The 24,364-nt window shown below is 58.2% G+C and carries 28 protein-coding genes and 1 tRNA gene; 14 read left to right on the plus strand and 15 right to left on the minus strand.

Annotated features, from left to right (window positions below; genetic code table 11):
* Window positions 1-79 precede the first annotated feature (79 nt).
* Together ASD76_RS00005 and ASD76_RS00010 are read left to right on the plus strand one after the other, a co-directional pair.
* The gene (locus ASD76_RS00005; RefSeq protein WP_162249613.1) at window positions 80-907 is read left to right on the plus strand and encodes a G8 domain-containing protein; all 828 of its coding nucleotides are present in this window, start codon (window positions 80-82) and stop codon (window positions 905-907) included.
* Window positions 908-999: 92 nt separating this feature from the next.
* Window positions 1,000-2,601: a hypothetical protein gene (locus ASD76_RS00010; protein WP_055916731.1), complete on the plus strand. Its 1,602-nt coding sequence runs from the start codon at window positions 1,000-1,002 to the stop codon at window positions 2,599-2,601.
* A gap of 388 nt (window positions 2,602-2,989) precedes the next feature.
* Here the strand turns inward: ASD76_RS00010 and ASD76_RS18440 are convergent, their stop codons facing one another.
* On the minus strand, window positions 2,990-3,127 hold the full coding sequence (locus ASD76_RS18440) for a hypothetical protein (RefSeq protein ID WP_162249614.1): 138 nt from the start codon (window positions 3,125-3,127) through the stop codon (window positions 2,990-2,992).
* A gap of 291 nt (window positions 3,128-3,418) precedes the next feature.
* Between ASD76_RS18440 and ASD76_RS00015 the strand changes: the two genes are divergently transcribed.
* Genes ASD76_RS00015 through ASD76_RS00025 form a run of 3 tightly spaced genes read left to right on the plus strand, consistent with a single transcriptional unit; the run spans window position 3,419 to window position 6,761 of the window.
* The gene (locus tag ASD76_RS00015; RefSeq protein WP_055916734.1) at window positions 3,419-4,981 is read left to right on the plus strand and encodes a recombinase family protein; all 1,563 of its coding nucleotides are present in this window, start codon (window positions 3,419-3,421) and stop codon (window positions 4,979-4,981) included.
* Window positions 4,981-5,874 (plus strand): plasmid partitioning protein RepB C-terminal domain-containing protein, encoded by an 894-nt coding sequence (locus ASD76_RS00020; RefSeq protein WP_055916737.1) that lies wholly within the window; start codon window positions 4,981-4,983, stop codon window positions 5,872-5,874. Before ASD76_RS00015 ends, ASD76_RS00020 begins: the two co-directional genes overlap by 1 nt.
* Complete coding sequence (locus ASD76_RS00025) at window positions 5,871-6,761, plus strand: plasmid partitioning protein RepB C-terminal domain-containing protein (protein ID WP_055916740.1); 891 nt, start codon at window positions 5,871-5,873, stop codon at window positions 6,759-6,761. Before ASD76_RS00020 ends, ASD76_RS00025 begins: the two co-directional genes overlap by 4 nt.
* A 564-nt stretch (window positions 6,762-7,325) precedes the next feature.
* On the opposite strand, the gene ASD76_RS00030 is transcribed toward ASD76_RS00025, so the two are convergent.
* Window positions 7,326-8,036 (minus strand): hypothetical protein, encoded by a 711-nt coding sequence (locus ASD76_RS00030; RefSeq protein WP_055916743.1) that lies wholly within the window; start codon window positions 8,034-8,036, stop codon window positions 7,326-7,328.
* A gap of 377 nt (window positions 8,037-8,413) precedes the next feature.
* Between ASD76_RS00030 and ASD76_RS00035 the strand changes: the two genes are divergently transcribed.
* Together ASD76_RS00035 and ASD76_RS00040 are read left to right on the plus strand one after the other, a co-directional pair.
* Complete coding sequence (locus ASD76_RS00035; RefSeq protein WP_055916745.1) at window positions 8,414-8,869, plus strand: DUF6998 domain-containing protein; 456 nt, start codon at window positions 8,414-8,416, stop codon at window positions 8,867-8,869.
* Window positions 8,870-9,049: 180 nt separating this feature from the next.
* Window positions 9,050-9,727 (plus strand): thermonuclease family protein, encoded by a 678-nt coding sequence (locus ASD76_RS00040; RefSeq protein WP_055916748.1) that lies wholly within the window; start codon window positions 9,050-9,052, stop codon window positions 9,725-9,727.
* A 71-nt stretch (window positions 9,728-9,798) separates the two neighbouring features.
* Here ASD76_RS00040 and ASD76_RS00045 read toward each other — a convergent pair whose 3' ends face one another.
* The 5 genes from ASD76_RS00045 to ASD76_RS00065 form a co-directional block, all read right to left on the minus strand.
* Window positions 9,799-10,263, minus strand: a complete 465-nt coding sequence (locus tag ASD76_RS00045) for a hypothetical protein (RefSeq protein WP_235506430.1) — start codon at window positions 10,261-10,263, stop codon at window positions 9,799-9,801.
* 277 nt (window positions 10,264-10,540) lie between these two features.
* Window positions 10,541-10,852 (minus strand): hypothetical protein, encoded by a 312-nt coding sequence (locus ASD76_RS18090; protein ID WP_156457483.1) that lies wholly within the window; start codon window positions 10,850-10,852, stop codon window positions 10,541-10,543.
* Between the two features lie 65 nt (window positions 10,853-10,917).
* Window positions 10,918-12,099: a tyrosine-type recombinase/integrase gene (locus ASD76_RS00055; RefSeq protein WP_055916754.1), complete on the minus strand. Its 1,182-nt coding sequence runs from the start codon at window positions 12,097-12,099 to the stop codon at window positions 10,918-10,920.
* 295 nt (window positions 12,100-12,394) lie between these two features.
* A complete protein-coding gene (locus tag ASD76_RS00060) occupies window positions 12,395-13,552 on the minus strand; it encodes a virulence-associated E family protein (RefSeq protein ID WP_162249615.1) in 1,158 nt (385 codons plus the stop codon).
* A gap of 208 nt (window positions 13,553-13,760) precedes the next feature.
* A complete protein-coding gene (locus ASD76_RS00065; protein WP_055916758.1) occupies window positions 13,761-14,090 on the minus strand; it encodes a hypothetical protein in 330 nt (109 codons plus the stop codon).
* Window positions 14,091-14,425: 335 nt separating this feature from the next.
* On the opposite strand from ASD76_RS00065, the gene ASD76_RS18820 reads away from it, so the two are divergent.
* Window positions 14,426-14,728, plus strand: a complete 303-nt coding sequence (locus tag ASD76_RS18820; RefSeq protein ID WP_162249616.1) for a LysR family transcriptional regulator — start codon at window positions 14,426-14,428, stop codon at window positions 14,726-14,728.
* Here the strand turns inward: ASD76_RS18820 and ASD76_RS00070 are convergent.
* From ASD76_RS00070 to ASD76_RS18095, 4 genes are all read right to left on the minus strand, one after another.
* Complete coding sequence (locus ASD76_RS00070; RefSeq protein ID WP_055916759.1) at window positions 14,718-14,969, minus strand: hypothetical protein; 252 nt, start codon at window positions 14,967-14,969, stop codon at window positions 14,718-14,720. The two genes, ASD76_RS18820 and ASD76_RS00070, sit on opposite strands and share 11 nt — an antisense overlap.
* Complete coding sequence (locus tag ASD76_RS00075; RefSeq protein WP_055916762.1) at window positions 14,960-15,367, minus strand: hypothetical protein; 408 nt, start codon at window positions 15,365-15,367, stop codon at window positions 14,960-14,962. Before ASD76_RS00075 ends, ASD76_RS00070 begins: the two co-directional genes overlap by 10 nt.
* Window positions 15,368-15,506: 139 nt before the next feature.
* Window positions 15,507-15,914, minus strand: a complete 408-nt coding sequence (locus ASD76_RS00080; protein ID WP_055916765.1) for a hypothetical protein — start codon at window positions 15,912-15,914, stop codon at window positions 15,507-15,509.
* A gap of 80 nt (window positions 15,915-15,994) precedes the next feature.
* A complete protein-coding gene (locus ASD76_RS18095) occupies window positions 15,995-16,558 on the minus strand; it encodes a DUF805 domain-containing protein (RefSeq protein ID WP_162249617.1) in 564 nt (187 codons plus the stop codon).
* On the opposite strand from ASD76_RS18095, the gene ASD76_RS18790 reads away from it, so the two are divergent.
* The 6 genes from ASD76_RS18790 to ASD76_RS00110 all read left to right on the plus strand — a co-directional run bounded on the left by ASD76_RS18790 (window position 16,517) and on the right by ASD76_RS00110 (window position 20,402).
* Window positions 16,517-16,873, plus strand: a complete 357-nt coding sequence (locus ASD76_RS18790) for a helix-turn-helix domain-containing protein (protein ID WP_235506432.1) — start codon at window positions 16,517-16,519, stop codon at window positions 16,871-16,873. The two genes, ASD76_RS18095 and ASD76_RS18790, sit on opposite strands and share 42 nt — an antisense overlap.
* A gap of 396 nt (window positions 16,874-17,269) precedes the next feature.
* Entirely contained in the window at window positions 17,270-17,599 is a 330-nt protein-coding gene (locus ASD76_RS18100) for a hypothetical protein (protein WP_156457485.1), read from the plus strand.
* The gene (locus ASD76_RS00100; RefSeq protein ID WP_055916773.1) at window positions 17,592-17,939 is read left to right on the plus strand and encodes a helix-turn-helix domain-containing protein; all 348 of its coding nucleotides are present in this window, start codon (window positions 17,592-17,594) and stop codon (window positions 17,937-17,939) included. The genes ASD76_RS18100 and ASD76_RS00100 overlap by 8 nt, the downstream gene beginning before the upstream one ends.
* Entirely contained in the window at window positions 17,936-18,973 is a 1,038-nt protein-coding gene (locus ASD76_RS00105) for an ImmA/IrrE family metallo-endopeptidase (protein WP_156457486.1), read from the plus strand. The genes ASD76_RS00100 and ASD76_RS00105 overlap by 4 nt, the downstream gene beginning before the upstream one ends.
* A complete protein-coding gene (locus ASD76_RS18825; protein ID WP_082553520.1) occupies window positions 18,963-19,574 on the plus strand; it encodes a C1 family peptidase in 612 nt (203 codons plus the stop codon). Before ASD76_RS00105 ends, ASD76_RS18825 begins: the two co-directional genes overlap by 11 nt.
* Window positions 19,575-19,580: 6 nt before the next feature.
* Window positions 19,581-20,402 (plus strand): hypothetical protein, encoded by an 822-nt coding sequence (locus ASD76_RS00110; RefSeq protein WP_055916777.1) that lies wholly within the window; start codon window positions 19,581-19,583, stop codon window positions 20,400-20,402.
* On the opposite strand, the gene ASD76_RS00115 is transcribed toward ASD76_RS00110, so the two are convergent.
* From ASD76_RS00115 to ASD76_RS00130, 4 genes are all read right to left on the minus strand, one after another.
* Window positions 20,399-21,073: a uracil-DNA glycosylase gene (locus ASD76_RS00115; protein ID WP_055916779.1), complete on the minus strand. Its 675-nt coding sequence runs from the start codon at window positions 21,071-21,073 to the stop codon at window positions 20,399-20,401. The genes ASD76_RS00110 and ASD76_RS00115 overlap by 4 nt on opposite strands.
* Window positions 21,070-22,218 carry a hypothetical protein gene (locus ASD76_RS00120; protein ID WP_055916782.1) on the minus strand — a complete coding sequence of 383 codons (1,149 nt, stop codon included), beginning with the start codon at window positions 22,216-22,218 and terminating at the stop codon, window positions 21,070-21,072. The genes ASD76_RS00115 and ASD76_RS00120 overlap by 4 nt, the downstream gene beginning before the upstream one ends.
* A gap of 435 nt (window positions 22,219-22,653) precedes the next feature.
* Window positions 22,654-22,729: transfer RNA gene (locus ASD76_RS00125), tRNA-Thr, on the minus strand.
* 85 nt (window positions 22,730-22,814) lie between these two features.
* Entirely contained in the window at window positions 22,815-24,287 is a 1,473-nt protein-coding gene (locus tag ASD76_RS00130) for an FAD-dependent oxidoreductase (protein ID WP_082553521.1), read from the minus strand.
* Between the last annotated feature and the right edge of the window lie 77 nt (window positions 24,288-24,364).

Genomic DNA, 24,364 nt, shown 5'->3' on the forward strand with positions numbered 1-24,364 from the left:
CTTGGCAAATCGGGCTATCCGTTGCAGACACTGGTCAAAATAATAACGGGACACAGTCCCGATTGAGGGGATGACCATAATGCGCCTGCGATCGCGCCTGCTCCGTGTTGCCTTGCTTCTTCCGGTGTCGCTGCTGCTAGGCACGGGGGCGGGAGCCGCTGCGCAGGATAACCACGCCCACGCGCACGCCCAGACCGCCGAAACCACGCCGGCTTCAGCGGTCAGGCAAGTGCGCTGGTCCGATCCGGCCGCCTGGCCTGACCGGAAGGTGCCGCGCGAAGGGGACGCGGTCACCATCGGGCAGGACATGGACGTGCTCCTCGACGTCGATCCGCCGGCGCTGCGCAGCCTGACCATCGACGGCAAGCTCAGCTTTGCCGACGATCGCGACATCGGGCTGGAAACCGAGTGGATCTATCTGCGCGGGGGCGAGCTGCAGATCGGCAGCGAGGCCAAGCCCTATACCCGCAAGGCCACGATCACCCTGACCGACAAGGTCCCCGGCGAAGACGTCAACACCATGGGCGATCGCGGGATCGTGCTGATGGGCGGCACGCTGAGCCTGCACGGCGACCGGGAGCACACCTGGAGCAAGCTCGCCCAGACCGCCGAGGCCGGCAGCACCCGGATCGAAGTGCTCGACGCCTCGGGCTGGCGCAAGGGCGACGAGATCGTCCTGGCCTCAACCGACTTCAACCCGCGGCAGGCCGAGAAGCGCACGGTCGCAGCCGTCAACGGCAACGTGATCACGCTCGATCGCGCGCTGCAATACATGCACTTCGGCAAGATCACCTACGGGGTCGACGAGCGCGGCGAGGTCGGCTTGCTGACGCGCAATATCCGCATCCAGGCGTCGGACGACGCGGAAAGCACCTACTTCGGCGGCCACATCATGGCTGGCACCTGATCGGCGAAGGCCAGGGGCAGTACATCAAGAACTCGGCCATCCACGACACCTACAGCCGTTGCGTCACCGTCCACGGCACCAACAACGTCCAGGTGGAGAACAACGTCACCTTCAACACCGTGGGGCACTGCTTCTTCCTCGAAGACGCGGTCGAGACCGGCAACCAGTTCGTCCACAACCTCGGGATCATGACCAAGTGTCATCCGACACTGCCGTGCGAGCCGACCAACCTTACCCTGGCTCATCAGTCGACGAAGGGTCAGGCTTCCGAGCATATCCTGATCCCCTCGGACAACACCGTCTCCACCTTCTGGATCACCAATCCCGACAACGTCTACCGCGACAACGTGGCCGCAGGCTCCGACCAGATCGGCTTCTGGATGGCCTTTCCGACGCATCCGACAGGCCAGTTCGCAGGCACGGAAATCAGCGCCAATACCTGGCCCGGACGGACCAAGCTGCGGGAGTTCAGCGGCAATGTCGCCCACTCCAACTTCGATGGTCTGATGCTTGACCGCGGCCCCGGGCCCGACGGCAAGTTCGGTATCGCCGGCCCCAATCTGACCAGCTACGCCAATCCCGCGGATACGAGCAGCGGCTTGGTGGCGTCGGTGTTCGACAATTTCACCGGCTACAAGAACCGCAACGGCGCCATCTGGGGCCGTGGTGAGATGCATCTCTACACCAATCTGAAATTGGCCGACAACGCCATCGGCTTCACCCATGCTTCCGGCATTCCCGGTATCGCGCCCTACACGTCACGGGTCGTCGATTCGCTGTTCGTGGGGGAGAGCGACAACATTGGTAACCCCACCACGCCCGAAGAAGTGGCTTACGGCCGCAGCCTGCCGAACGCATCCGCGGACTTCCCGATCCGCGGCTACGAGTATTACGATTTCCACCACGAAGTCGAAAACACCAAGTTCGTGAACTACGTGTCCAACGAGCTGCGCGATGCGGGCGCTCTCTCCTACCTGCTGTTCACCAGCTTCGGCATGAGCACCGACAACTCGGTCAAGGGCCTGACCTTCGTCAACGCCCAGCCGGTCAGCTTCCCGCCGATCCAACGCCGCTGGGCGTCGGATTACGGGCGCAGTGCAGCCTACAAGAGCGCGGCCTTCCGCGACCTCGACGGCTCGGTCAGCGGCATTCCCGGCGCCTACATCGTCATCGACAACGGCATCGCGGCCGATGAAGAAGCCTGCCAGATCAAGGCGACCTGGAATGCTGCCATCTGCAGGGGCGACATCGGCCGGTTCAGCATCGCAGGCAATTTCAGCGGGTTCGAAACAGGCCCGATCACCGATCCGATCATCCTCCAGCGCCATGGCAAGCGGTTCGAATATGTCGGGGAAACCACGATCGGCAGTGGCGCTGAGCTACGGGTCGAGACGTCCAGGGACAAGCTGTCCCTGTCCCTGACCGAAATGGACGACGGCTCCTCGGTTATTCTCGAGTTTCCCGGGTTCACTGTCGCCACCGGCGGCGTGGAGAAGTCCAGCCTGGCGGAACTTCGCGAGGCCCGTGAGACATCCTGGTTCAAGGATGGCAACAAGCTGTGGGCCAAGCTCGTGGTCGACAATGCTGCAGGCCTGACGGTTTCGCCCGGGAGCAATGCGCCTCCCGGTTTCGCCGCCAGGGCTTTGCCTGTGGGAGCCACCCTAAACGTCAGCAAGGAAGGCCTCGGCGGCTGACTGAGCGAGAGCCCCCGGCGCAAGCCGGGGGTGGCTGCCTCGCCCAGCTTTCCAGCCGAAAGCGCTTTCGGCAGGACTTTTACAGATTGCCTAGGGAAAGAGGTGGTGCCGCTTACGTGACTCGAACACGTGACCCCATCATTACGAAGGCCTTGGAAGCTCGGCGCAGACGTGAGGAATTCCGCCGTTTCTGGGGAGATTTTGGCTGAGCGGCTGGTGCGACCCAAAGACCACCCAAACTCGCCGAATTCCGCCTGTGGAGCGTTTTCCTAGCGAAAGTGCTTTCGTAGGAAGTGAGGCCGAATATCGACCCGGTGCCAACCCGAATTCACTGCTCGACGCCTAGTGTCCGAACGTATCTTGCTCTTCGGCTCGGGCCAAATGAAGGTCAGTCCAGGGCGGGACGAATTGCCAGACCAATTGCTTGGACATGCGCCAAAGCCACGTTGAGGCGGACTTCGATTTCGCGGATTTGAAGGCCCAGCTGGAGTTCGGCATGGCCTGTGACCTGAAGAACGACGTTCATGACAGGTGGGCAGCGTGCCGCCAGAGCTAGGAGGTGAACGCCGCTGGGAGCAGCTCGCCCGTGCAGCCACGCCCGTGCTGCCGTGTCGCTAACACCTGTCCAACGCATCACCGTCTTGCTCGCTCGACGACTCCCTCCGAGTTCGCTTTGGAGGGCCTCGCCAATTTGCGCCGCAAGGACGGATTTCGCGAGAACACAGGGTGAATCCCGAAGTGGGCTTTCGGTATTACGAGCCATTCTTGCGTCTCCGATCATGTACACGCGGGTTAAGCAGCGTGTCCGAGACGCAGGATGTTGGATCACTCGCCAGAGTTCGACAGGACTACACCGCCGAAATTACTGGCGGCAGAATACGTCCGTATGTCGACGGAGCATCAAAGGTACTCCACCGACAATCAGGCTATCGCAATTCGCCACTACGCTGCTCGAAGAGGGTATGAGATTGTTCGAACCTACGCCGATGAGGGGAAGAGCGGTCTTACGTTGGACGGCCGTCCAGCGCTGCAGCGGCTACTCGACGATGTTTCACGGGGCTTAGCGGAATTTACGGTTCTCCTCGTATATGACGTTAGCCGGTGGGGACGGTTTCAAGATCCCGACGAGGCGGCAACGTACGAACTGAGTTGCCGTCGTGCTGGCGTTCAGGTCCACTACTGCGCTGAGCAGTTTGAAAACGACGGCAGCATCAGCTCGTCCATAATTAAGACCGTCAAACGGGCCATGGCGGGCGAATACAGCCGCGAGCTGTCAGTCAAGGTGTTTTCGGGTCAGGCTAATCTAATTCGCCTCGGTTTTCGGCAGGGCGGAGCGGCCGGCTATGGCCTTAGGCGCATGCTCCTTGACCAGTCGGGTCGGAGGAAAGGCATTTTGGCTCCCGGAGAACATAAAAGCATCACGACTGACCGAGTGGTACTAGTACCTGGACCCGATCACGAGATCGAAGTTGTTCGGGAGATCTATCGACTATTTGCAAAGCGGGCATGGACGGAAGGGCAAATCGCCGAAGAGCTAAACCGACGAAATATCGAAAATGGTGCCGGAAGAGAGTGGACGCGTGGGACGGTCCATCAATTGCTTATTAACGAAAAGTATATCGGCAATAACGTCTGGGCGCGAACTTCCTTTAAGTTGAAAGGCAACTGCATCCGCAACAAGCCTGATGCCTGGATTAGGGCAGATGGAGTTTTTGAAAGTATTGTAGATCCGACGTTATTTAGCGCCGCAAAAGCGATCATTCATCAGAGAAGCGCAAAATTAGCTGACAGTGAGATGCTGGAACTTCTTGCGCAAATTCTTGAACGTAACGGCTACCTTTCAGGCTTGGTTATTGACGAAACTGAGGGTTGCCCGTCGAGCCATTCATACCGCACCCGTTTTGGGAGTCTACTCAGAGCCTACACGCTGATTGGCTTTGTGCCAGACCATGATTTTCGCTTTCTCGAAATCAATCGGAAATTACGAGCGATGCATCCCGACATCGTCAGAGCGGCAATCCAAGGCGTTGTATCAGCCGGTGGGGCTGTATCCCAGGATCCCGCCACCGATCTGTTGACGATCAACGGGGAGTTCACGGTCTCGCTCGTGATTGTCCGCTGCTCGACAACCACTGCTGGAAGTCTGCGCTGGAAGTTGCGGCTAGACGAAAGACTTCGGCCGAACCTGACCGTGGCAGTGCGGATGGACAGGTCCAACGAATACCCTAGAGATTATTATCTGTTACCGCGCCTGGACGTGCGCGAGGCGGTGCTGCGCATTGCTGAATATAACGGTCTTTCGCTTGATGCCTATCGCTTCGACAGTCTCGAGCCATTTTTTCAAATGGCTGCGCGAGACCATTATCGGAAGGCGGCCTGATGACCTCACATCCAGCCCAACATATTTCGATGATCGCAATCGACTGCATTGCGGTGATCAATCCGCGTGTGCGGAACCGGGGATCGTTCAGGGACATAGTCGATAACATCGCCGACATAGGACTGAAGCGGCCAATCACTGTGACACAACGTGCCGACGGTGATGGTTCCTCCTACGACCTTGTTTGCGGTCAAGGTCGATTAGAGGCGTATATAGCGCTCGGACAGACCGAAGTTCCGGCGCTCGTGATCGAAGCCGACCGCGACGAGTGCCTTGTCGCAAGTCTCGTAGAAAACTGCGCGAGGCGACAACACACGGCTGTCGAATTGTTACAAGATATCGGGGGAATGGCTGAGAGGGGCTACTCACCGTCGGACATAGCGCAAAAGACTGGGTTAAAGGCCGATTATGTGCGCTGCGTTATCCGGCTTCTTGCCAATGGCGAGCAGCGACTTCTGCGATCAGTGGAGCGCGGCACGATCCCTCTGAGCGTCGCGGTGGAAATCGCTGATGCAAAGGACTCCGACATGCAAACAGCGCTTACGCGAGCTTATGAAGGCGGGTTGCTGAAGGGGCGAAAGCTTCTGATTGCTCGAAAAGTAATTGAAGACCGTCGGCGGCACGGCAAAGGCCTTTCACGAAACAGTGGCCGGCGAAACGAAGGTGTCTCTGCGAAGGCGCTGGTGAAAGCCTACAAAGAAGATGCTGATCGGAAGCGCTCGCTGATCGAGCGCGCGCATTCCACTAAAGACAAGTTGCTCCTGATTGTCGAAGCTCTGCGACGGCTTAGTCAGGACTCCGGGTTTATCAGCTTGCTTGAAAAGGAACATCTACCGACACTGCCCAGCAACCTGGCTCTTCGATTACGGACTGAACCGGGTGCAGTGCAATGACTGGAAAGGTCAAGCGACCTGTCGCCCGCGCATTCGAAGAAGCGACGCTCCGGATACCGCTGGACCAAATACGGCCACTACGTCCATTCAACTCGACGGTTCGCAACACCGTGAAGTATCGACAGATCGCTGCCTCTATCAGAGAAGTAGGGCTTATCGAACCGCCCGTGGTGGTTCGCGATCCTTCGGTCGAAGGGCATTTTCGGCTCCTGGATGGTCACTTAAGACTAGATGTCCTGATTGCGCAGCAGGAGTCAGACGTCGTCTGCCTTGTCGCCACCGAAGACGAAGGGTTCTCCTACAACCGCCGGATCAGCCGCATTGCGACCATTCAAGAACACCGCATGATTCTGGAAGCGATAAACCGAGGAGTGTCGGAGGAACGGCTTGCTCGTGCGCTAGACGTAAACATCCAGAGTATCCGGACTAAGCGGAACCTTCTTTCCGGCATCTGCGATGAAGCCGTCGAACTCCTCAAGGACAAGCACGTAGCAATCAATGCTTTCAAGCAACTTCGTGTCCTGAAGCCGATGCGACAGATCGCGGCTGCAGAAATGATGGTCGCAATGAACCAGTATTCGTTGGGTTATGTGAAATCGATCGTCGCCGCTACGCCTCCCGACCAATTGATTGAAAGCACTAAAAAGCCTCGACTGGGTCTGACCCCAGATCAAGTCGACCTGATGACGGAAGAGGCCGCTCGGCTGGATAGGCAATTCAAGCAGATCGAACAGAACTATGGTGAGGACCACCTAGATCTAATGCTCGCGTCAGCCTATGTCTCAAGCCTGCTCGAAAATGCACGGATAGTACGTCATCTGGCCAAGCACCACGCCCAGCTGCTTAGCGAGTTCCAGCGTATTGCAGAGTTACAGAAAGTAGCGTGAAAGAGGGGTTCAACGTGGCGCAGCGTCGGTCGGACGCACTAAACACCCGTCGCCGAGGGTAACACCGTAGCATCAGTTATCGACCGCAGTGGGACGATTGCAGCCGGTTCGCTAAGGGAGCCAAGTGTGAGCGGTCGCTAGAGACCGCCAACTCCACTACCGTCCCTGGAGTTCTTCTCGTGCCAGACAGCATCGATCGAAACGAATGTTGGAAGAACCTTCGTGAAGCACTCATTGAGGCCAAACGAGCGGCAAGTGAGGAAGCTAGAGATGCTCATCTCCAAGAGATGGGGCGATGGGCGGATAAGCTTGCTGAGGCAACAAGTGCAAACACGCCCAGCCCGCCGAGCAGCAGCGACTACGTGGAAGCAGCTATGGACGACACCTACCTCATTGAGTGGGTCATCCCACTTTGAACGCAAAGGTTCGCAAAGCTGTATGAAGACAGCTAGTTGGTTTTGCGTGCGATCTGTCGGCGGGGCCTCGCCGGACTTTACATATCTGTCGTTATCAGTCTGGGTTGCGCGATTGGGCCGAACAACTTCGCCACGCACTTGCCTGCAGCTAAGGGACCAATTCAACCTTTGCGCATCGGGTGGAGAACTCCCGCAGTGCTGCTGCAAGCCGCTCGGTCATGCCCGCAGGCGCCAAGGTGAAGAACAGTAGATTGGGCGCAACCCGCCCACGCAGAATTGGCAGGTTCGCAGCTTCTCCGCAAAACGACGCCAGCTTTTCGCGAACCTCTATCGCTCGCTGAACGGGGTCGCATTGTCGGGCAAACTGAATGGCGACGACCGACTTTCCAGCCGCAAGGTAATCGATGGCCTCGCTGTACAGCGCATATTTTGGCCGCGTCCGTGACGTCATCGACTTAACCTCAAAGCCGTTGTCTGGGTCGAGGAAGACGAGATCGGCGCGGTTGAGGGCATCGACCCCTTCGCGATGCCAGCAGCCTCGATCCTGCGCCGCTACGGGGCGCTCAAAGTAGTCGGTTTCAGCCGGAAGGATGCCCCACGCGGCGACATTCGCGAGCGATCTGGCAGCTGGTACATCGAAGCCGTGAATGCGCTCAAACAGGTCCGGGTCGGCTTCACGCCAGACACCGCCTTTGAGGTGATGCCGTTTTTCGCCGTCGTTGTTTCCCGGTCGATCCACCTGCTCCGGTAAGGTCAGATACCAATTGATGCCGAGCCGCAAGTCGAGGTTGGCCTGAAGGTGGCGGAGCAATCCGTACTTCAAGAAGTCGTGGGAATCCCCAAGATAGCGTTCCTGCATTGCCCCCAATCCGTCTCGCGTCTGGCCCGACCAAGAGCAGGGGTCTAAAACATACTCAAAGGATGTCGAAGGGTAATGCTCTATCGAGCGACCACAAAATAGCGAAAGGGGTCTGCCTGGTAGCCTTTGCCTTCACGGCGGACCTTGCCATTTCGCATCAGTCGTCGACAGGTTGAATTGACCCTCTGCTGATAAGCGTCGGGTCCGAAGAGCGCGTGAGCGATTTGTGCCTCGGTCAATCCTGGTCTTCTCGCAACGAGCAATTCGATGTCATCGAGCAACACTACAATGCCTCCAGAATTGACCGATCCGGCCCACTTCTATCAAGCGAAGACGAACTTCTCTATGCTTCATAATCCAACAAGTTCGGTAGCGATATGAACGAGCAATCCAAGGTCGAAGCTGTTCAGCACATAATGGCAACCCTGTTTTCTGCGCAGAACGCGCTCAGAGCACTAGCGCCTGAATTTCGCTGGGCCGGAATGGGAAACCTTCTTGGCGATTACGGCGAGTTTGTCGCGATTGAGCGCTACGGACTGATTAAAGCACCGGCCGGCGCGTCGAGCTACGACGCTGTGACTGCAGAAGGTCTTACAGTTCAAATCAAGGCCAACCGAGCGGCTGGTCAAATTGGGTTTCGAGGGGAAGCGGATTTATTGCTAGTGCTAGGCGTGTCGCATGACGGCCAGTGTACGGAAATCTACTTTGGTCCCTTTGCAAAGGCCAAAGAACTCGCTCGTTACTCCGGTCGAGATAACAAGCACATGGTGCCGGTCCGGCAGCTGTTGGCACTAAGCTTGGCGCAGCAAGTCCAGGTGGACGTAGAAGGGTAAGCCGCCCTTGGGTCTCAAGTTTCCGACTAGCGTACCAAAGCACGAGGGTGCCCAGGTGCTTGACCATGCCTACTGATGAAACAGCGTCGGTCGTTATCAGCCCGGCTGGCGCGATCGGCATGCTAACACAGGTCAGGCCCGGTAAGACATTCTCGACGATACTGAGCTAAGCGGCACCGTATGAAAGCCGCACTTCTTTTCGCCCTGCTCGCCAGCGCAGCACCGGTCGCAGCTGAAGTCCTGTCGGGACCGGCACAAGTGATCGATGGGGACACGATCGAGATCCAGGATCGCCGGATCAGGCTTTTCGGCATCGACGCACCCGAGCTTAAGCAAACCTGCGACCTCAACGGTGAAGCTTGGGCTTGTGGTGAGGAAGCGGGGCGTCAACTTGCGGGTATCATCGGTGCCCAGCGAGTCGAATGCACGGGTGAGGAGCAAGACCAATACGGCCGCCTCGTTGCAGTGTGCTCGGCGGGTGGGACCCAGCTTAACAGGACCATGGTGGAAGCGGGCTGGGCGACCGCGTTCCGCAAATACAGCCAGGACTATGTGTCTTACGAAGTTCGGGCCCGAGGTAATCGCGCCGGACTATGGCGTTCAACTTTTGATTTGCCGGAATACTATCGGCTCGCCGCAGAGGAGCGGACGAGACCGCAGGAGCGAGCGACCAGCCGCTCGCCACGAACGTCGTCTGCGCCTGGCGGCGCGTGCCTCATCAAAGGCAACCGGAACAACCGTGGCGAGTGGATCTATCATCTCCCCGGCCGGCCCTACTATGATGCGACGCGGGCCGAGGAGATGTTTTGTACCGAAGAGCAGGCGTTGGCCGCCGGTTACCGTCGATCAAAGGCCTGATCGCCGCACGAACGATTGGAAAGCGGTGGTGAGTGCTTCGGCCCTCCACCGCTTCCCTTTTTGAGCGCCGCTTAGAACCGAGCTTGCAGGCCTGCCGCAAAATACTCCGGACCGGCATTCCCCTTGATGAGGAGTTTTGGAGCCAGGGGGATAGCTAGCGTTCCGTACGGCCGGAACTCATCGGCCATGTAACGAACGCCTCCGCCGAAGGTGAAGCCAGCGGGGATCGAGTACGTTGCCTCTGCTCGGGCATAGAACTCTGCAGCGGTATCATCGCAAAGCTTGGTGTCGGCGTATTGACCGTTAGTCGAATCCCGACAGCGGGGATTCCCACCGTTGTCGTCAAGATAATAACGGTCGTCATCGCCTTGGTAGAGGAAGGCACCCACCGAAGGAGTAACCCGGAAGCCGCCGGCAGAAACGATCGAGTAACCAACCCCCAGTTCGCCGCCCCAGAGATCCTCGGAGTTTGCCCCATTCGCTTCGAGAACGACCTGCGCGCTTGCCGGTGCTGCGTACATAAACATCGCAGCCATGATCGGCGCGATAATCCGTAACCTCATATATTCCCCCAAGTTTGATCGGAGGCGGCGCCTTATGCTCGCACTCCCCGACCCGCAATCCCGCGTGATACTGAAATGCCAGTTGCCGCGATCCATCCGACCGTCGGGCGCAAGTTGACGATGGAATGGTCGGCATCGTCTCGCCGCAAGCTCACAAAAAAATTGCCGGAAAATCCCCGGACCTGCCCACCACGAGGGGGACAAATCCGGGGATGCCCTCAGCTCAAAGCGCAGGCGGGTCGAGGTACGCTTAGACGAGATTGACGTAGCAACCCGCGGCATCCTTTCTCCAACGATGCCGTTCAGGTTGATTGCCGGTGCCGTCGGACAAGGTCTTGCCGACGTGTTGGGCGTTGAGGCCGAGAGCTTGCAGGGTACGCACGATATCCCGGCCCTGAGTGATGCCCTCCTCTACGCAGGCGGTAATCAGGACAATTGCCTGGTCGTGCTTGTTGGGGCCGCAATCACGCAAAAGTTTACGCAATCGGTCATAGAGGCCGTCGGGTCCGGTGGGCGGTGCAGGCGCGGTGAGGGCTCCGGGCCAGATTGATACTAAAGTCATGGTAGTTCCTTGAAGGGTGTGGTCCGCATAATGTGATGCTCACGGGGTCCGGAGAGGGGTTGGAGTTAGAGGCTGTGCGTACCTGCCCAGCTGACGGACATCTTCGTGGCACCTGCCTCGACAGCCTTCATCAGCGTGTCGTTAGCTAGATGGCTGTAACGCATCGTGCTTTGGTGGTCGGTATGCCCCAGGATCCGACCCACGGCGAAGAGGTCGATACCCGCGTTGATCATGAAGGATGCTGCCGAATGCCTTAAGTCGTGGATACGCAGACCCGGTAGGCCTGCCTGGTCCCGTGCCGTTGTCCAGGCTCTTTTGAGGTCCACGAAAGGCTCTCGCGTATCGAGTGACGGCAGGAGCCATGGGCACTTGTCGAACTTCGGCAACTGCTTGATGATGTCGATCGCTGCCTGTGAGAGCGGCACATGACGCGCCTTGCCGGTCTTGCTGTCCGGGATCAGCCACGCCTTCCTTTCAACGTCGACGTGCTGCCATTTTGCGTCCAACAACTCCCGCTTGCGAGCCCCGGTCAGGAGAAGCAGGCCGACGATGTTTTGCAGCTGCGGGTTCGATGACGCGGCCACCGCTTTGTGCAGCCGCTTCGCTTCCTCAGCCGTCAGGTAACGTTCCCGGGCATTGTTGAACTTCGGCCTGGCGATGCCCTTGACCGGGTTCGGCTGACTGCCTGGAATGCCCCACTTGCCACCGAGTTCGAAAGAGCGGTGCATTGTTACCCGGATCTTTTCGACCGTGGCAAGTGCAAGCCCACTCTCTCGCTTTTCGGCGAGATGCTTCGCGATGTCCTGCGACTTGATTTCATCTAACCGCAGCCGACCGAACCGTGGTTCGATATGCAGCTGAATGACCCGTTCCGTGGCGCTGCTGCTACTGCTGCGCTGGTATGTCTTGGCGTACGCGATGTGGCGTTCGGCCAGTTTGGTGTAGGTCGGGATGGCCTTCTTTTCGGCCTTCTGAGCGGCGGGGTCGCCGCCGAGCGTCACTTCCGAGCGGAGCCGCTTAGCAACCTTCCGGGCCTGGTCGAACGTCACATCTTCGTACCGGGCAATCTTGTGCTGGCGGAGCCTTCCGCCACTGTCTGTGTAGCGGAGGTAATAGGTCTTCCCTCCGTTCGGACGGACTTCAAGCAGGAAGCCCGTTGTGATTGTATCAGTGTAGACTTGCTTGGTTTCGCCCTCAGGGCAGGTAGCGATGAGACACGTGGTCGCATCGAGCTTAACTCTTGGCATTTTTCGGTTTCCTAATTTGAATGGGTTTGACGCGCCCGGCCTCACGGCCCCGTGGGGCGCGAAGTCCGAGCGGCTGGTGGGTAGGGCTCAGGGCAGCGCTTCGCGGCGCTCTCGCCTTGGCGAAAACGCGAAATTGCGAAGGGTGCTGTCCTGAGGCCCCGGGTTGCTGCTTTGGGGGCAGCTGGTGGAGGTTGGGGGTGGCGAGGCTTCCGAACTTGCCGGACGTCACGCTATCGAGGCTCGATCGCAAGAGTGCGGAATTCCACCGCCCCCTGCCCCCACCGGCTAGACGACGCTAGTAGATCACGTCGGCCTCGGCGGCCTGCCAAGTCGCCATATCGACTTCGAGCAGGGACACCCGCCACTTCATAATGCCCTGGATTCGCTTGGGCGGCCCGTAGATCGAGCGAAGCACGGCCCCGGCCTCCTTCGCTTGCGCGTTGGACGGGTTCCGGAAGCCGAGTTCCTCAAGTACCTTGCTGGCGGTCATCGAACGCGGCTTTTTATCGGCCTGGTCGATCCGTTCGAGGATGCGTTCTTCAATCACGCTCACCGATTGATGTGCGATGTTGAGAGAGGCCAACAAGTCCTCTTCGGGGCGGTTCAGCCACCATTGCTCGCCGTTTCGGTAATCGACTGCGAGCTGGGCAAAGACCTGCTGTGTGTCGATGTCATGCCCGAAATCGAGCTTAGTGACGGGGATCGTCCACCAGCGGCTGTTCCCGGTCGGATCAATCAGGAAATTCCACTCGTTTACGGTCCCTGCAAACACCGTCCGCCGATCCATTTCGATCGGTGATCGGGCATAGGGGAGCCGTAGCTTGTCGATGCTGTTCGTAAGGAAGCCCTTGATGCGGGCGACGTCCTTGCGGAACGAACTATCGAGTTCACCGACCTCCACGACCCAGTGCGTCACCGCTCCGAAGATCGAGTCCTTGTTGTGGGCGTCGAGGTGATGGTCGAGCTTGACCCACTCTGCGGTCATCGGAGCGGGTACCAGCCGGGCAATCCAGCTCGTCTTCCCCACACCTTGCTCGCCCTGGAACACTAGGACGCCGCGAGCCTTGAACCCCGAAGGCTCCAAGGCTGCCGCCACGCAGCTGAGCAGCCAGCGTCGGAGAAGGAAGTTCCGGGCGTAGATCGGGTAATCCTCTTGCACCTCTACGGTTGCGTAGAGGGCTTCGAGCCGGTCGGTACCGTCCCATGGCTGACTGTCGATCCAGTCGGCTACCGGGTTGCTCGGGTTGCGTCTTGCCAGCGTCCCGACGAAATCGAGAAACTGGTTTGAACCCAGGCCGTTCAGGTTAGCCAAGCTTTGCAGATCGCATTCTTCGAGGTCCGTGGACCCGCGCCGACTACTCAGCTGCTTCTTGATGACGTTGTAGCCCAGCTCGATGCCATTGGCGTCGAGTAGGTACCTGACATTCGCCAGCGTAACCGGCAAACGTTTCAACCCCGGGAAGGGTTGATCCGGAAACATCTCGCGTTCGAGCCTTTGCCAGACAGGCACAATTGCGCTCTTGCGAGTAGATTCACGAGCCGCCTCGGCGACAGGGATGGGGGTGATTGGAGGAGAGCCGTGGCTCTCCACCTGGTTAATGGTGCTATTTTCCATCATGCCTGATTTGGCGGAGCCTCTGGACGAAGCCCCGCCAGTCCAATCAGTTGCCTTCGGTGAGGCTGTAGTAGCCACCCTCGTTTGCGGTCCACAGGTGGCACCACGGATCGTTGCCCTCGAACTTATCGAGCAATTTCTCAGCGGCCTCGTACACGAAGGGCCTGCACAGGGGACTCAGGTGATCAAGGATATCTTCCCGATCCCGTATGTTACCGCCGATCAGAGCTTCGATAAGGCTTAGTAGTCCCGGGATGCCGGCGGCTTCTACATCCGCATTGATGGCTTCCATGCGTTCCAAAATGCTCTCGCCGAACCTCTCGTGGTAGTGGCCGATCTCCCGAACGTTTGCTTGGAGGTAATTATTTGTATTCATTGTATTCCTTATAGCTAATTTTGTCCGGACGGCGTTAGCCGCCCGGGTGTGTATTGATATTCACGCGCCCGGAGCTGATGCGGGCTTGTCCAAAGACCGACCGTCAGCGACGCGGGTCGGCGATCCATTCTCAGCTGGACCGTACTGGATCGCCGTTGCGTGATGCAGCGGCTGGCCCCTGTATCGACCTCAACGCATTGTATTTGTGGAAAAAGGCCAGAGCTGCATTTTCCTGCTGGAGATGCTTTTGAGTTGGGTTATGCAGTAACTGCAGGGCGGAAGGTGGCATTCGGCATCGAGCCGCGACTCAGAAAGGTAGTATGTCGGACAAGCGAATGGACACGTTGCGGCTAATTTGGCTGGAAGCGTTTGTGGAAGCAGTCGATCGCGGAAGTTACTCCAAAGCCGCGAAGGTGTTGGACTGCGACCCAGGGGGTGCAAGTCGGTATGTTCTCAGTTTGGGGGAATGGTTGGGGCCGCAGCTAACCCACTCCGGTACGACGTGCCTCACGCTTGCAGGTGAGAGGTTCATCCCTGTGGCGAGAGAAGTGGTGTCGCTCCTTCGAGAAGCGAGGAACGCGCACAGGTCACCGAAGCCTTCCCCTGCGCCTGTTTTGGCCAAGGACCTCAAGATTTAGAGTTTCGTCTCTTGATCAGGATGAGTGCGGTCAACACACCTAGGGCGACTATTCCCTGCAAAGGGTAGACCTTGAGAGTGCCGTAACCGATCAAGATTGCGAGCCATGCGGCGGTTTCGAAGGGGCGGGTGACGGCGAGCCAGATCAACACGATAAGTCCCGTCGCCAACACGACTTGAAGGCTCACTTTCAAAATGGCGAGCACTAAGCAGCCCGCAACGAAGTAGGCTGTCAGCCGCACACTTTGGCCTCTTCGGCATAGTGGCGACACAGGGCCTGGAGATCATTCGGCGATCGCTCCTGCTTCTCGATGAGCAGGATGTAGGCGAACCCTTCATTGCCCACTGTGAGGATCAGCTCGTACCAACCGCCGAGGTCTTGGAGCCACGACCAGAAGGGGACGAACTCGGCTGTGCCGAACCGTGCCTTGTCGATTGGGTTTGTCAGCGGGGACCAGCCGAGCTCCTGGTACACAGCAGCTTCCGTATCGGTCGGTTCGATCACCACGAGATGGGTCATCTGACCAAGGCCTAGTGACTCAGCATCGTGTAGCCGGTCGGTAATGAGAGCTACCAACTCCGGGTTGAGCGGCTGGTCGAGGACGGTCTTGGCGGAGGAGTCGTCATATATTGAGAGCATGGGTGTGTCCTTTCGAAATGAAAAAGGCGCCCGTGCCGATGCACAGACGCCGCGTGTTGCTGCCGATGAAAACCATCGGATTTACGATTTAAGAGGAAGCCGATCTCGCCTTCTCAGCGGGAGCGTGGTTCAATGGCGATCAATCAGCAGCGTTGCTGTCTGCGTGCTGCAATACGGGTTCAAAGATCGATTGAAGGTCGGGATCAAGGTCGATCCCTTTGGGCAGGAACAGCACTAAGCCGAAGCCATCGTCCGACAGGATGAAGACCAACTCGATCCAGTCGGAATGCTGTCGGACCAGTTCGGGCAGAGTTGCGAAGGCTGCCTTCCCACCCGCCCCCTGGACCAGCCGCACAGGGCTGGCGTTCTGTAAGTCGGTGAGTGTGTCGCTCGGCTGCAGGACGATGAACAGGGCAAGCTCTAAAAGCTCGTAGTCATCGTATTCCGACAGCCGATCGAGATGGCCATTCAGAAGCTGGTGTAGATGTGGATCGAGCGGGGAGTCCAAGGCGCGATCCATCTCCTCCGCCGTGCGGATAACAATCATGGTCGGATTCCTTCAGGCAAAGAAAAAGCCCCCAGAGGGTATCTCCGAGGGCTTGCGGTTTTGGTGGGGGGAGGGGGTGTCTATTTTCGCGGATCGGGGCCGTACTCGTTGTCCCCTTCGACACCCGGCACGAGCATGAAGCCGAGGACGATCAGCACCCCAAGGTACGGGATCAGGTTGATGAGGACGAACCAGCCGGACTTATCCTGATCGTGGAACCGCCTGACCTGGACGGCGATGAAAGGGATGAGCACGCCCAAGATCCCGAGACCCAGGACCAACGCCGCGAGCATCCCGATAGCTCCGATTTGCCCCCACATGTCCGTGTCGGCCACAAACACTGCCGACAGCACTAATGCCACGGCGTTGGTGAGTAGCATGAACATCCAGAACTCCTTGCGGGATGAGCGGCCCTCGAACTGAAAGTACCGCCGCAAGGGCAGGGTCATCCAGGCGAAGTGCTCATCGAAGGAAGCTGAGGCAGTTCTGGCTGGTGTAGCGCTAGCGACCTTTGCTGTCGGGCGCGGCTGGTTCCCTTGCAGAAGCCGTTGTTTGGCCTGTGCGAACTCTTCGTCGGAGATGATACCGCTGGCGTTCATCTGATGCAGTTTCTCGATGCTCTGAAGAGCTTCGTTATCGATCATGTATTCCTCCCGTTGCTGGTGGATGATTTCGCCAAAGGTGGTCCCAAGGCAAGCAAAAATGAGATTCATAGTCCGTGGTCTGATGAATCACATTTCGGTTCAGTCTGGTGGATGGATGTTCGCACTCGCCTGGCCACAAACATGAAAGCGTTGCGGAAGGCTCGCGGCTGGTCGCAGGAAGCCTTGGCCGATGAGGCTGGCCTCGATCGAACCTACGTCAGCGGCATCGAGCGGAAGGTAAAGAATCCCACCATCACCGTTATAGAACGGATCGCCGTAGCGCTGGGTTGCCCGCTAGGGGAATTGCTCGACTAGGTGGGAGGGCGGCAGATGTTGTGCGCTCCATATAAGATACCGAAGATTGCTCGAAATTGGCGAGACAGCTTGCGCCCATCTCGGACATAGGGCCCAACGCCCGGATTCCGGAAAGCGGACATCAGTTGCTGAAGCTGGAATGGCCGAAAATGTTGGTCGGTCAGGACAGGCCTCCGGCCAATGAACCCGTCAAACTGATGCCCATTCAACTGGGTGACTGCCAATTTCGGTGTTCGTACTGTTTGTCGTGGTAGTCAGGAATCGCTGAACTCTATCAGTATGCGGATTGTCGATTTCTAAGGACGCGCCACCACTTCATGCTAGGATGCATGTGAACAAAAAAGGAACATCTTGCGTTTAGCCGGTGCTTCTGGCATCGATCATTCAGGAGGCAGCATGGCAAATGAGGTAATAGAGGCACTGCCGTCGGGATTTCCGCATGACGAGGTTTTGGCCGCCCTCGAGCAATGGTGGAATGATGAGCTGGCCGATGCCGCTCTTCCCGGCGATAAGGCGCTTCCACCCGACATTATGACACCAGCGGTCGAAATTGACTCTCATCGCGCCGTTCGAGCACTTGTAACTCTCGAAGAGGTCGTCAAATTCGAAATCCCCGAATCCGCCATCAAGGAAGGTGGCTACGACAGTTTCGAGGAGATGAAGGCTCACCTCATTCCCGAGGTAGCGGCTTTGTATGAGAAAAAACGGAAGAAAGAGCATGCCTAACGACGCGACTGAGCAACACATCGGCGCTCGTGTTACGGAAGCTCGCGAGTATCTTGAGCTGTCAACGGCAGAGCTTGCCGACATGGTTGGTGTGGAAACGGCAGAGATCGAAGTGATCGAAGCCGGCCAAGCTCAGGTCAGCGCGGCGATGCTTGCCGAGATCGGCACGGCTTTAGGACGCGGCATCGAATTTTTCACGTGTGACGTGCCGGTTCAGAAGGCTGCCGAACGAACCGAGTTTCTGGCTCGAGCAGCTGAAACATTATCGGACCAAGACATGGGCGAACTGCAACGCTTCGCGACCTATCTCAGATTTCGGTCGGAAAGCGCTGCTGCTTGATTGAGCCGATTAGGCAAGCGCGCCTAAAAGGCGCAAGAGCTGCAGAACGTATCCAGCGAATTCTCGAAGTTCGGCAGCGTATTATGGCCACGCATGAGTGTGTCGACGTGTTCGATGCGCTCGCGTGGTTAGATGTCCGCGTGGTATTCAAGCCGTTGGACGGCCTGCTGGGCGCCTATATCCGGGGAGATCAACCCGGAGTGATGATTAGCACTAAGCGGCCTCTTTCGGTGCAGCGCTTCACTGCTGCGCATGAACTGGGGCACGCCGTCCTCGCTCATGAGCCGAGCCTGGACAGCCCAAACGTGCTCCGCAGAGCGGCATACAATTTGAAGACCCCAAAGATATCGGGTTTTGCATCCTATCTACAAGAGATCGAAGCCGATGCCTTCGCAGGCTCCTTCCTTCTGCCAAATTGGCTTATCAGCCATCACGCTCGAAAACACGGATGGTCTCGCGGCGATCTATCCAATGAAGATACCGTATATCAGTTGGCTCTTCGATGCGGCGCAAGCTACCAGGCAACCGTCTGGGCCCTCGAACGCAACGGCATCATCGATGAGCAAGCTCGAGGGTGGCTCCTAAATGTGCAGCCTAAACAGATCAAACACCGCATCGGTCATGTCGCCGGGGCGGCCGAAACCCGTAATGACGCTTGGGTCTTGAACGAAGGCGACGGTGGGGCCGATATAGCCATTAACGTCGGTGACACAGTCACCATAGCGCTCGCTCAGCAGGCGGGCGCCGGCTATTTATGGCTTCCCAAAGCCCCGCCGCCGAGCGTTCTGACTAAGCTCGACACCATGGTTCTCGTCGAGTCGGATTGTATTGGCGCCCCTTCAATGAAACGAAATTTCTATCGCGCTGAAGAACAAGGCGTCGGGAGCTTGGCGTTTGAGCACAAACGCCCGTGGGAAAGCGCTTCGCATGAGGAAGTTGCCTTTCATCTTTCTATTACGACGCCCGAGCAAGGATTGTCCCGAGCCAATCGAGCGCGACTGGTGCAGAGCCGTCGTGACTTGAATGCCAGCTGACGAGCAGGAGCTTCGAATTGATCTGGGGGAAGCGAGGAACCAGGGGCCGCGCCCCACTTGTCTTTCCTTTTCTCTCAGTGAAATTCATCGATCGGCGATTAGTCTCGGTGAGCTGCTTTCGCCTGAATCCCTTCACCGCCGAGCGACGCAGCGTGCACGGAAGCCTGCAGAAGTTGGATTAACAATTCTCGAAGCCACGGAGAGCTTAGCGCAAGACGGCCAGACGACCGAGACAGCTTGGCCCTATAATGTCGACGCCCCTGTTCAACATGCTTGTGTATACTATCAATCGAATGCGGTCGCTCTATCCTTTTCGGCCAAAACCGTATTCGATGCGCTAAAGGATGGAAGGCCGATCATCTTAGTCATTGACGTGGACATACCATTTTTTAGCTGCAACGGTGTCACACCCCTTGTCCCTTTGAACGGTTCCCAAATACAAGGAAGACACGCTGTAGTTATCTGTGGATTTCGAACATCGGCGGGGAAAGCCGAGTATTTGATCAAGAATTCTTGGGGTGGGGCTTGGGGTGAGCACGGCCATGCCTGGCTGACCACAGAATATGTCTTGGGACGAACACCCCAACTGATACGGATTTGATCACCTATGACGAACTATCTTGTGCTGGCGGAGGCTCCGTCAGCAGTTGCGGCATGGCTTCAAGCGACCCGTGCGCTTCAGGAAGTCCCCAAACCGGTTTACAATCTCGTCTATTCGGTCTTGTCGCCGGCCGAGATGCGCCCAGTCGACCATGCCGTTGTAAAGCTATTCAACAAATTTGCGCTGGAGCACCAATTTCATCCGACGGACACCGTCGCGAACACGATATTTCCTCTAGATACCTATCGCGCAAACGTCGCCGATCGGGCAGCGTTCTACAAAGCCTATCACGACACTGTGCTTCCCAAAGTGCGGAAGGCTTGGGGCACATATTTCGAGCGTCTAACCATCCGCCGCAACCACGATGGTACGCCGATGATAAGGGGGAACGCGTTGCTCAACCCTCTTGAGATTCTCATCGAGAAGCTGAAACGGCGGGTTGAAGATCCGCCGAAGACAACCACGCACTACGAGATTTCGCCGGGTGACATTGCTCTCGAAATTGCGACCTACAATCCGCTTCATGATTGTAGTTACCAGATCGGTGGCCCCTGCCTCAGCCACGTCTCATTCAAAATCGATCGCGACGACGTGCTTCGGCTGACGGCGCTCTACCGTTCCCACTGGTATATCGAGCGCGCTCTGGGAAACCTCATCGGACTGGCGCGTCTGCAATGGTTCGTGGCCAATGCTGCGGGTGCCAAGGTGGGCCCGCTCACGATTATCGCTGCTGAAGCCGTGCTTGATCTCAGCGGAAAGCACCGGAATGTTTCCGGAACCAAGGCGATGCTCGAAGAATGTTGGTCAGCGGGCAACACGGCAGCCTAAAGTAGCTTGGGTTCAGCAGCCTGTCGAACCGAAGGCCTGAGATCATGGATTCGCTCCATTGTCTCGATAAATTCTCGCTGGCCGCCATAGCTTGGATGACGCGCGGTCTCATGCTTGAAACCCAGATCAGCTAAAGCCTTCGAGGCGTCATTGCCGATGGCGATCAGCTTAGGGCTATCGAAGCGTTCGACCAAAGCCTCGATCGTCCAGGCAGTTTCACGCCGTTCTCGCGCCGTATGCGCGCGATTTGTGAAAGGCGCCTCCGGCTCGTGAGGATGGAACGGAAATGCGTTCCACAACATCGGCGGCCGAGGCAATCGATGGATGAGAGACCAAATGACCGCGGCCGTGCGCTCCGCAACAGGCGACCCGTGAGTTGCCTTTGCGATCCTCAAGACCCTGTTTGAAGCGCAGACCACGGAAAACATGGCCACTTCGTCCGTAAGCGCCAGCCCTGTCCGCCTTCCGCCGCGATATCCCAGATCACGTCCGAACCAGATGCTGTCGACCTTCATTGCATGTCGAGCGCTGAGGACGGTTTCAAGATTTCGCCGGCGGATCAGCGCCGCATCGTCCAGATCATGCACATCGCAGTGATGGCGATACGGGTTGAAGACGTTTGAAATCTCCACCTCGGCGAGACGATCGACGAATGTTCGTTCCCAGCTCATCTGTCATCGTCCAAGGGTTCGAAAGAGATATCTCGCTTCGAGAGATCGAGCGTAACGCGACCACGTCGCCTCTCTATTAATTCACGAAACACCTCATAACCGCGAAGAATTGCTTTCTCCCAAGCCCAGAAAGGCTGATCTTCAACCTCATAACCTTTGACGAATTCTTTTATCGTCGACAAAATACGGTAATCTACTCCTGTAGACGAGTTAAAAAAGTGTGGCTTTGCGTGATTGAAGATGAAAGTTGATATACCTTCTTCAATCAAGATGGCTCTTGCGCCATCCTGATTTTCATCAAGTATTGGATAACTCTTTCGTTTGACCTTCAGGAGGGCGCGAAGAACTGGCGACCATCCCAAAACCGCCCCGTAGGCGAGATGGAAGACGTCGTGAAAGCGGTAGTCATCGCTCTCCTCTATGTTGTCCGTCAGAGGGTCGCCGATCTTGATGGTGAAGGCAGATTGGACCACCACCGTCTTGCTTCCGACTTTGATTTCGCGAAACTCCACTGGAAGAAAGGCTGGAATTCGCTCGTCTCGACTGATCGATTTTCCATCTGGGCCCGGCCTCTCGTCGTAGAGCGGAAGATGCTTCCGACTGATCGGAAATCGCGAGAGGCTTTTGCCGATGTTGTGCTGGATCGGCGCTTCCAAGCCGATGTCCGCTGATCGAAACGCGACGAGAGCGGCACGCAATGCTGAGACGGCAAGCTCAAACAGTTGACTCTGATCACCGCCTCCATCGGCGTGCGCCGCAAGTGTTCCTGCACGTTCTCCAGCGAAGAGCCAGGGATCGTGACCGCTGGTCGGCAGCTTGCCCATCAACGCTTCGACCGCGGCGAAAGTATAATCTTCCGTAATCGGAGCATCGAAGACGAAAGACAGTAGCTTGCTGAATGGCCAGTCGAGGGTCAGCGAGAGAGCGGCGAAATACCAAAGCAAGTCTCCTGCTTCTTCCACCACTGTATTCCGGAATGACGTATAAGAAGGTCCTTCCCGGACGCCTTTCTTGATTTCGCTCATCAAAGAGCCGAGCTCTCCAAAGACGCCCAAAACAGCGATCCGCAACTTGTCGGACTCGGGCCGACGATCCGTTCGAACGACCTGCGCGGTGAAATCTTTTACGGTGGGGCGTTTGAGCATGAAAATTGATCTATCGACCGCCTTTGGTTCTGTGAAGACCGCCTTTGCATATGCTGCAGCCGACGAACGCACCCCCCTCCAGGACGCCCCTATTCCTCAAGGAGGGTTGCTGAACGGATGGCAGCTAGCCGGAAGCGAAAATTCACGATTAAACGTCCGAGATGTCGGCGGCCTCTGACCGGGTCATTGTTTTTGCCCAAATGTCCGCTTTTCCGATTCGTCTATCTGAAACCGGACTGACAAAAGACGGCCCTTTTTGGCCATAAAGTCCCGGGCGTTGGTTTAGCCTCGCAAACTCGTCAGGGTCAGCGCCTCAAGTACTCCAAACATGGTACAGCCATTTCCCTACCCAAAGCGCCCCAAGCAGGACCCAAGCCCCACACCCAGCCGAAAGCACGTTCAGCAGGAAGTTTCCAGATTGCCTAGGGAAAGAGGTGGTGCCGCTTACGTGACTCGAACACGTGACCCCATCATTACGAATGATGTGCTCTACCAACTGAGCTAAAGCGGCACTGCGGCGGGCCCTTATCGGCCTTGGGCCTGCCCTGCAATGCCTGAGATTGCAGAGCCCGCCGGAAATTGAGGTGGGGCCCTTCCTACTCCGCGGCTTCGGCCTGCCCGGCAGCGGCGACGGCGGCATCGTCGCTGAGGTGAGCGCCTTGCTGGCGCAGGATGGAGCGGACCTCGTTTACGTCGACCTGCCTTGGCTGCACGCCGCGATTGGCGGCAACGGCCGCGCCGACGCCGGCGGCGTGGCCGGTGAGCCAGCATTGCGGGATCTCGCGCATGAAGCCGTGGCTGTTGGCATCGCAACTGATGTGCCGGCCTGCCGCCAGGAGCCCGTCCAGGGCCCGCGGCACGAGGCTGCCGTACGGTACCGAGACCACCGGGAACTTCGGGCTGATCGAAGGGCTGATCCCCACCTCGTCTGCCGCTGCGGTGCCGTCGCTCCAGTTCTTGCGCTCGATGCGGCCGATGCCGGCGAGGCGACGCGTATGGCGCACGCCGAGCTGGCTCGCGCTTTGCAGGCTATAGACCGCCTCGAACCCCGGCGCGTGGCGGCGGAAGAACTGGCAGTGGCCTTCCATCAGGCGGTGGCTGCGGATCTCGACCTCGGTCATGTCATCGACGTCGAGCGCCGAGAGACCGGATTGCCGCGGGCCGAGGAACAGCGCGATGTCTTTGCGCCAGGAGACATAGGGCGTCTGGAAGAAGCCGAGTTCGTTGCGGCCCCGATCCATGAACTCGCGCAGCTGGTCCGGGTTGTGGACCTTCCAGTCGATCCAGCGGTCCATGTCGACGCCGCCGAGGACCCAGCCCGTGTTCATCGAATGGTGGACGTCGCCCTCCTCGATGTCGGTATCGAACTCGGCCCCAGCGCGGGCGAACATGTCGCCGTCACCGGTGGTGTCGACCACGACTTTGGCGAGGATCGCGTTGCGGCCGCCCTTCGATTCGAAGATCACGCCCTTGGCCGCGCCATTCTCCACCAGCGGCCGCGCGGCCCAGGCGTGGAACACCATGCGCACGCCGGCCTGGAGCAGCATCTCCTGGTTGTTGAGCTTCATCCGCTCCGGATCGAGCGTCGGGGCCCACTGGACGATCCCGTGGAACGCCGTGGTACGTTGGCCCCAATAGGCAAACTTGGCCGGATCCTGCGAACCCCAGTCCGATTGCGGCGGACCGGCGACCGCTTCGGGCGGCATGCGGTCGATAAACTCGCGCGCGAAGCCCTGGATCACGTGGTTGCCCTGCCAGTCGGTCATGCGGTCGATCCACATGACGAGGCCGCCGGTGGAAAGCCCGCCGAGGCAGTTGTAGCGTTCGACCAGGGTCACGTCGGCGCCTGCCTTGGCTGCCGCCCAGGCCGCGGCGCAGCCCGCCGGGCCGCCGCCGATCACAACCACGTCGCACTGGTGATAGATGTCGATCTCGCGCGCATCTTCGCGCACCGTCCCGCCCTTGCGCGGCGGAGGAAGACTGCGGCCCGAGCTTTCGAACACGTCGGAGCCCAGGAAGCGGTCCTCGCTGTGCCCGGCAATCCGCTGCATCTTCACTTCGTCGGCCATCGCATCCTCACCTATTTCGATAGCTCGCTAATCATTATCTGACCTCGCGGCAAGCCAAGGGTCGAATGTCCGTTGCG

It is taken from the genome of Altererythrobacter sp. Root672 (assembly GCF_001427865.1).
Classification (GTDB): domain Bacteria; phylum Pseudomonadota; class Alphaproteobacteria; order Sphingomonadales; family Sphingomonadaceae; genus Croceibacterium_A.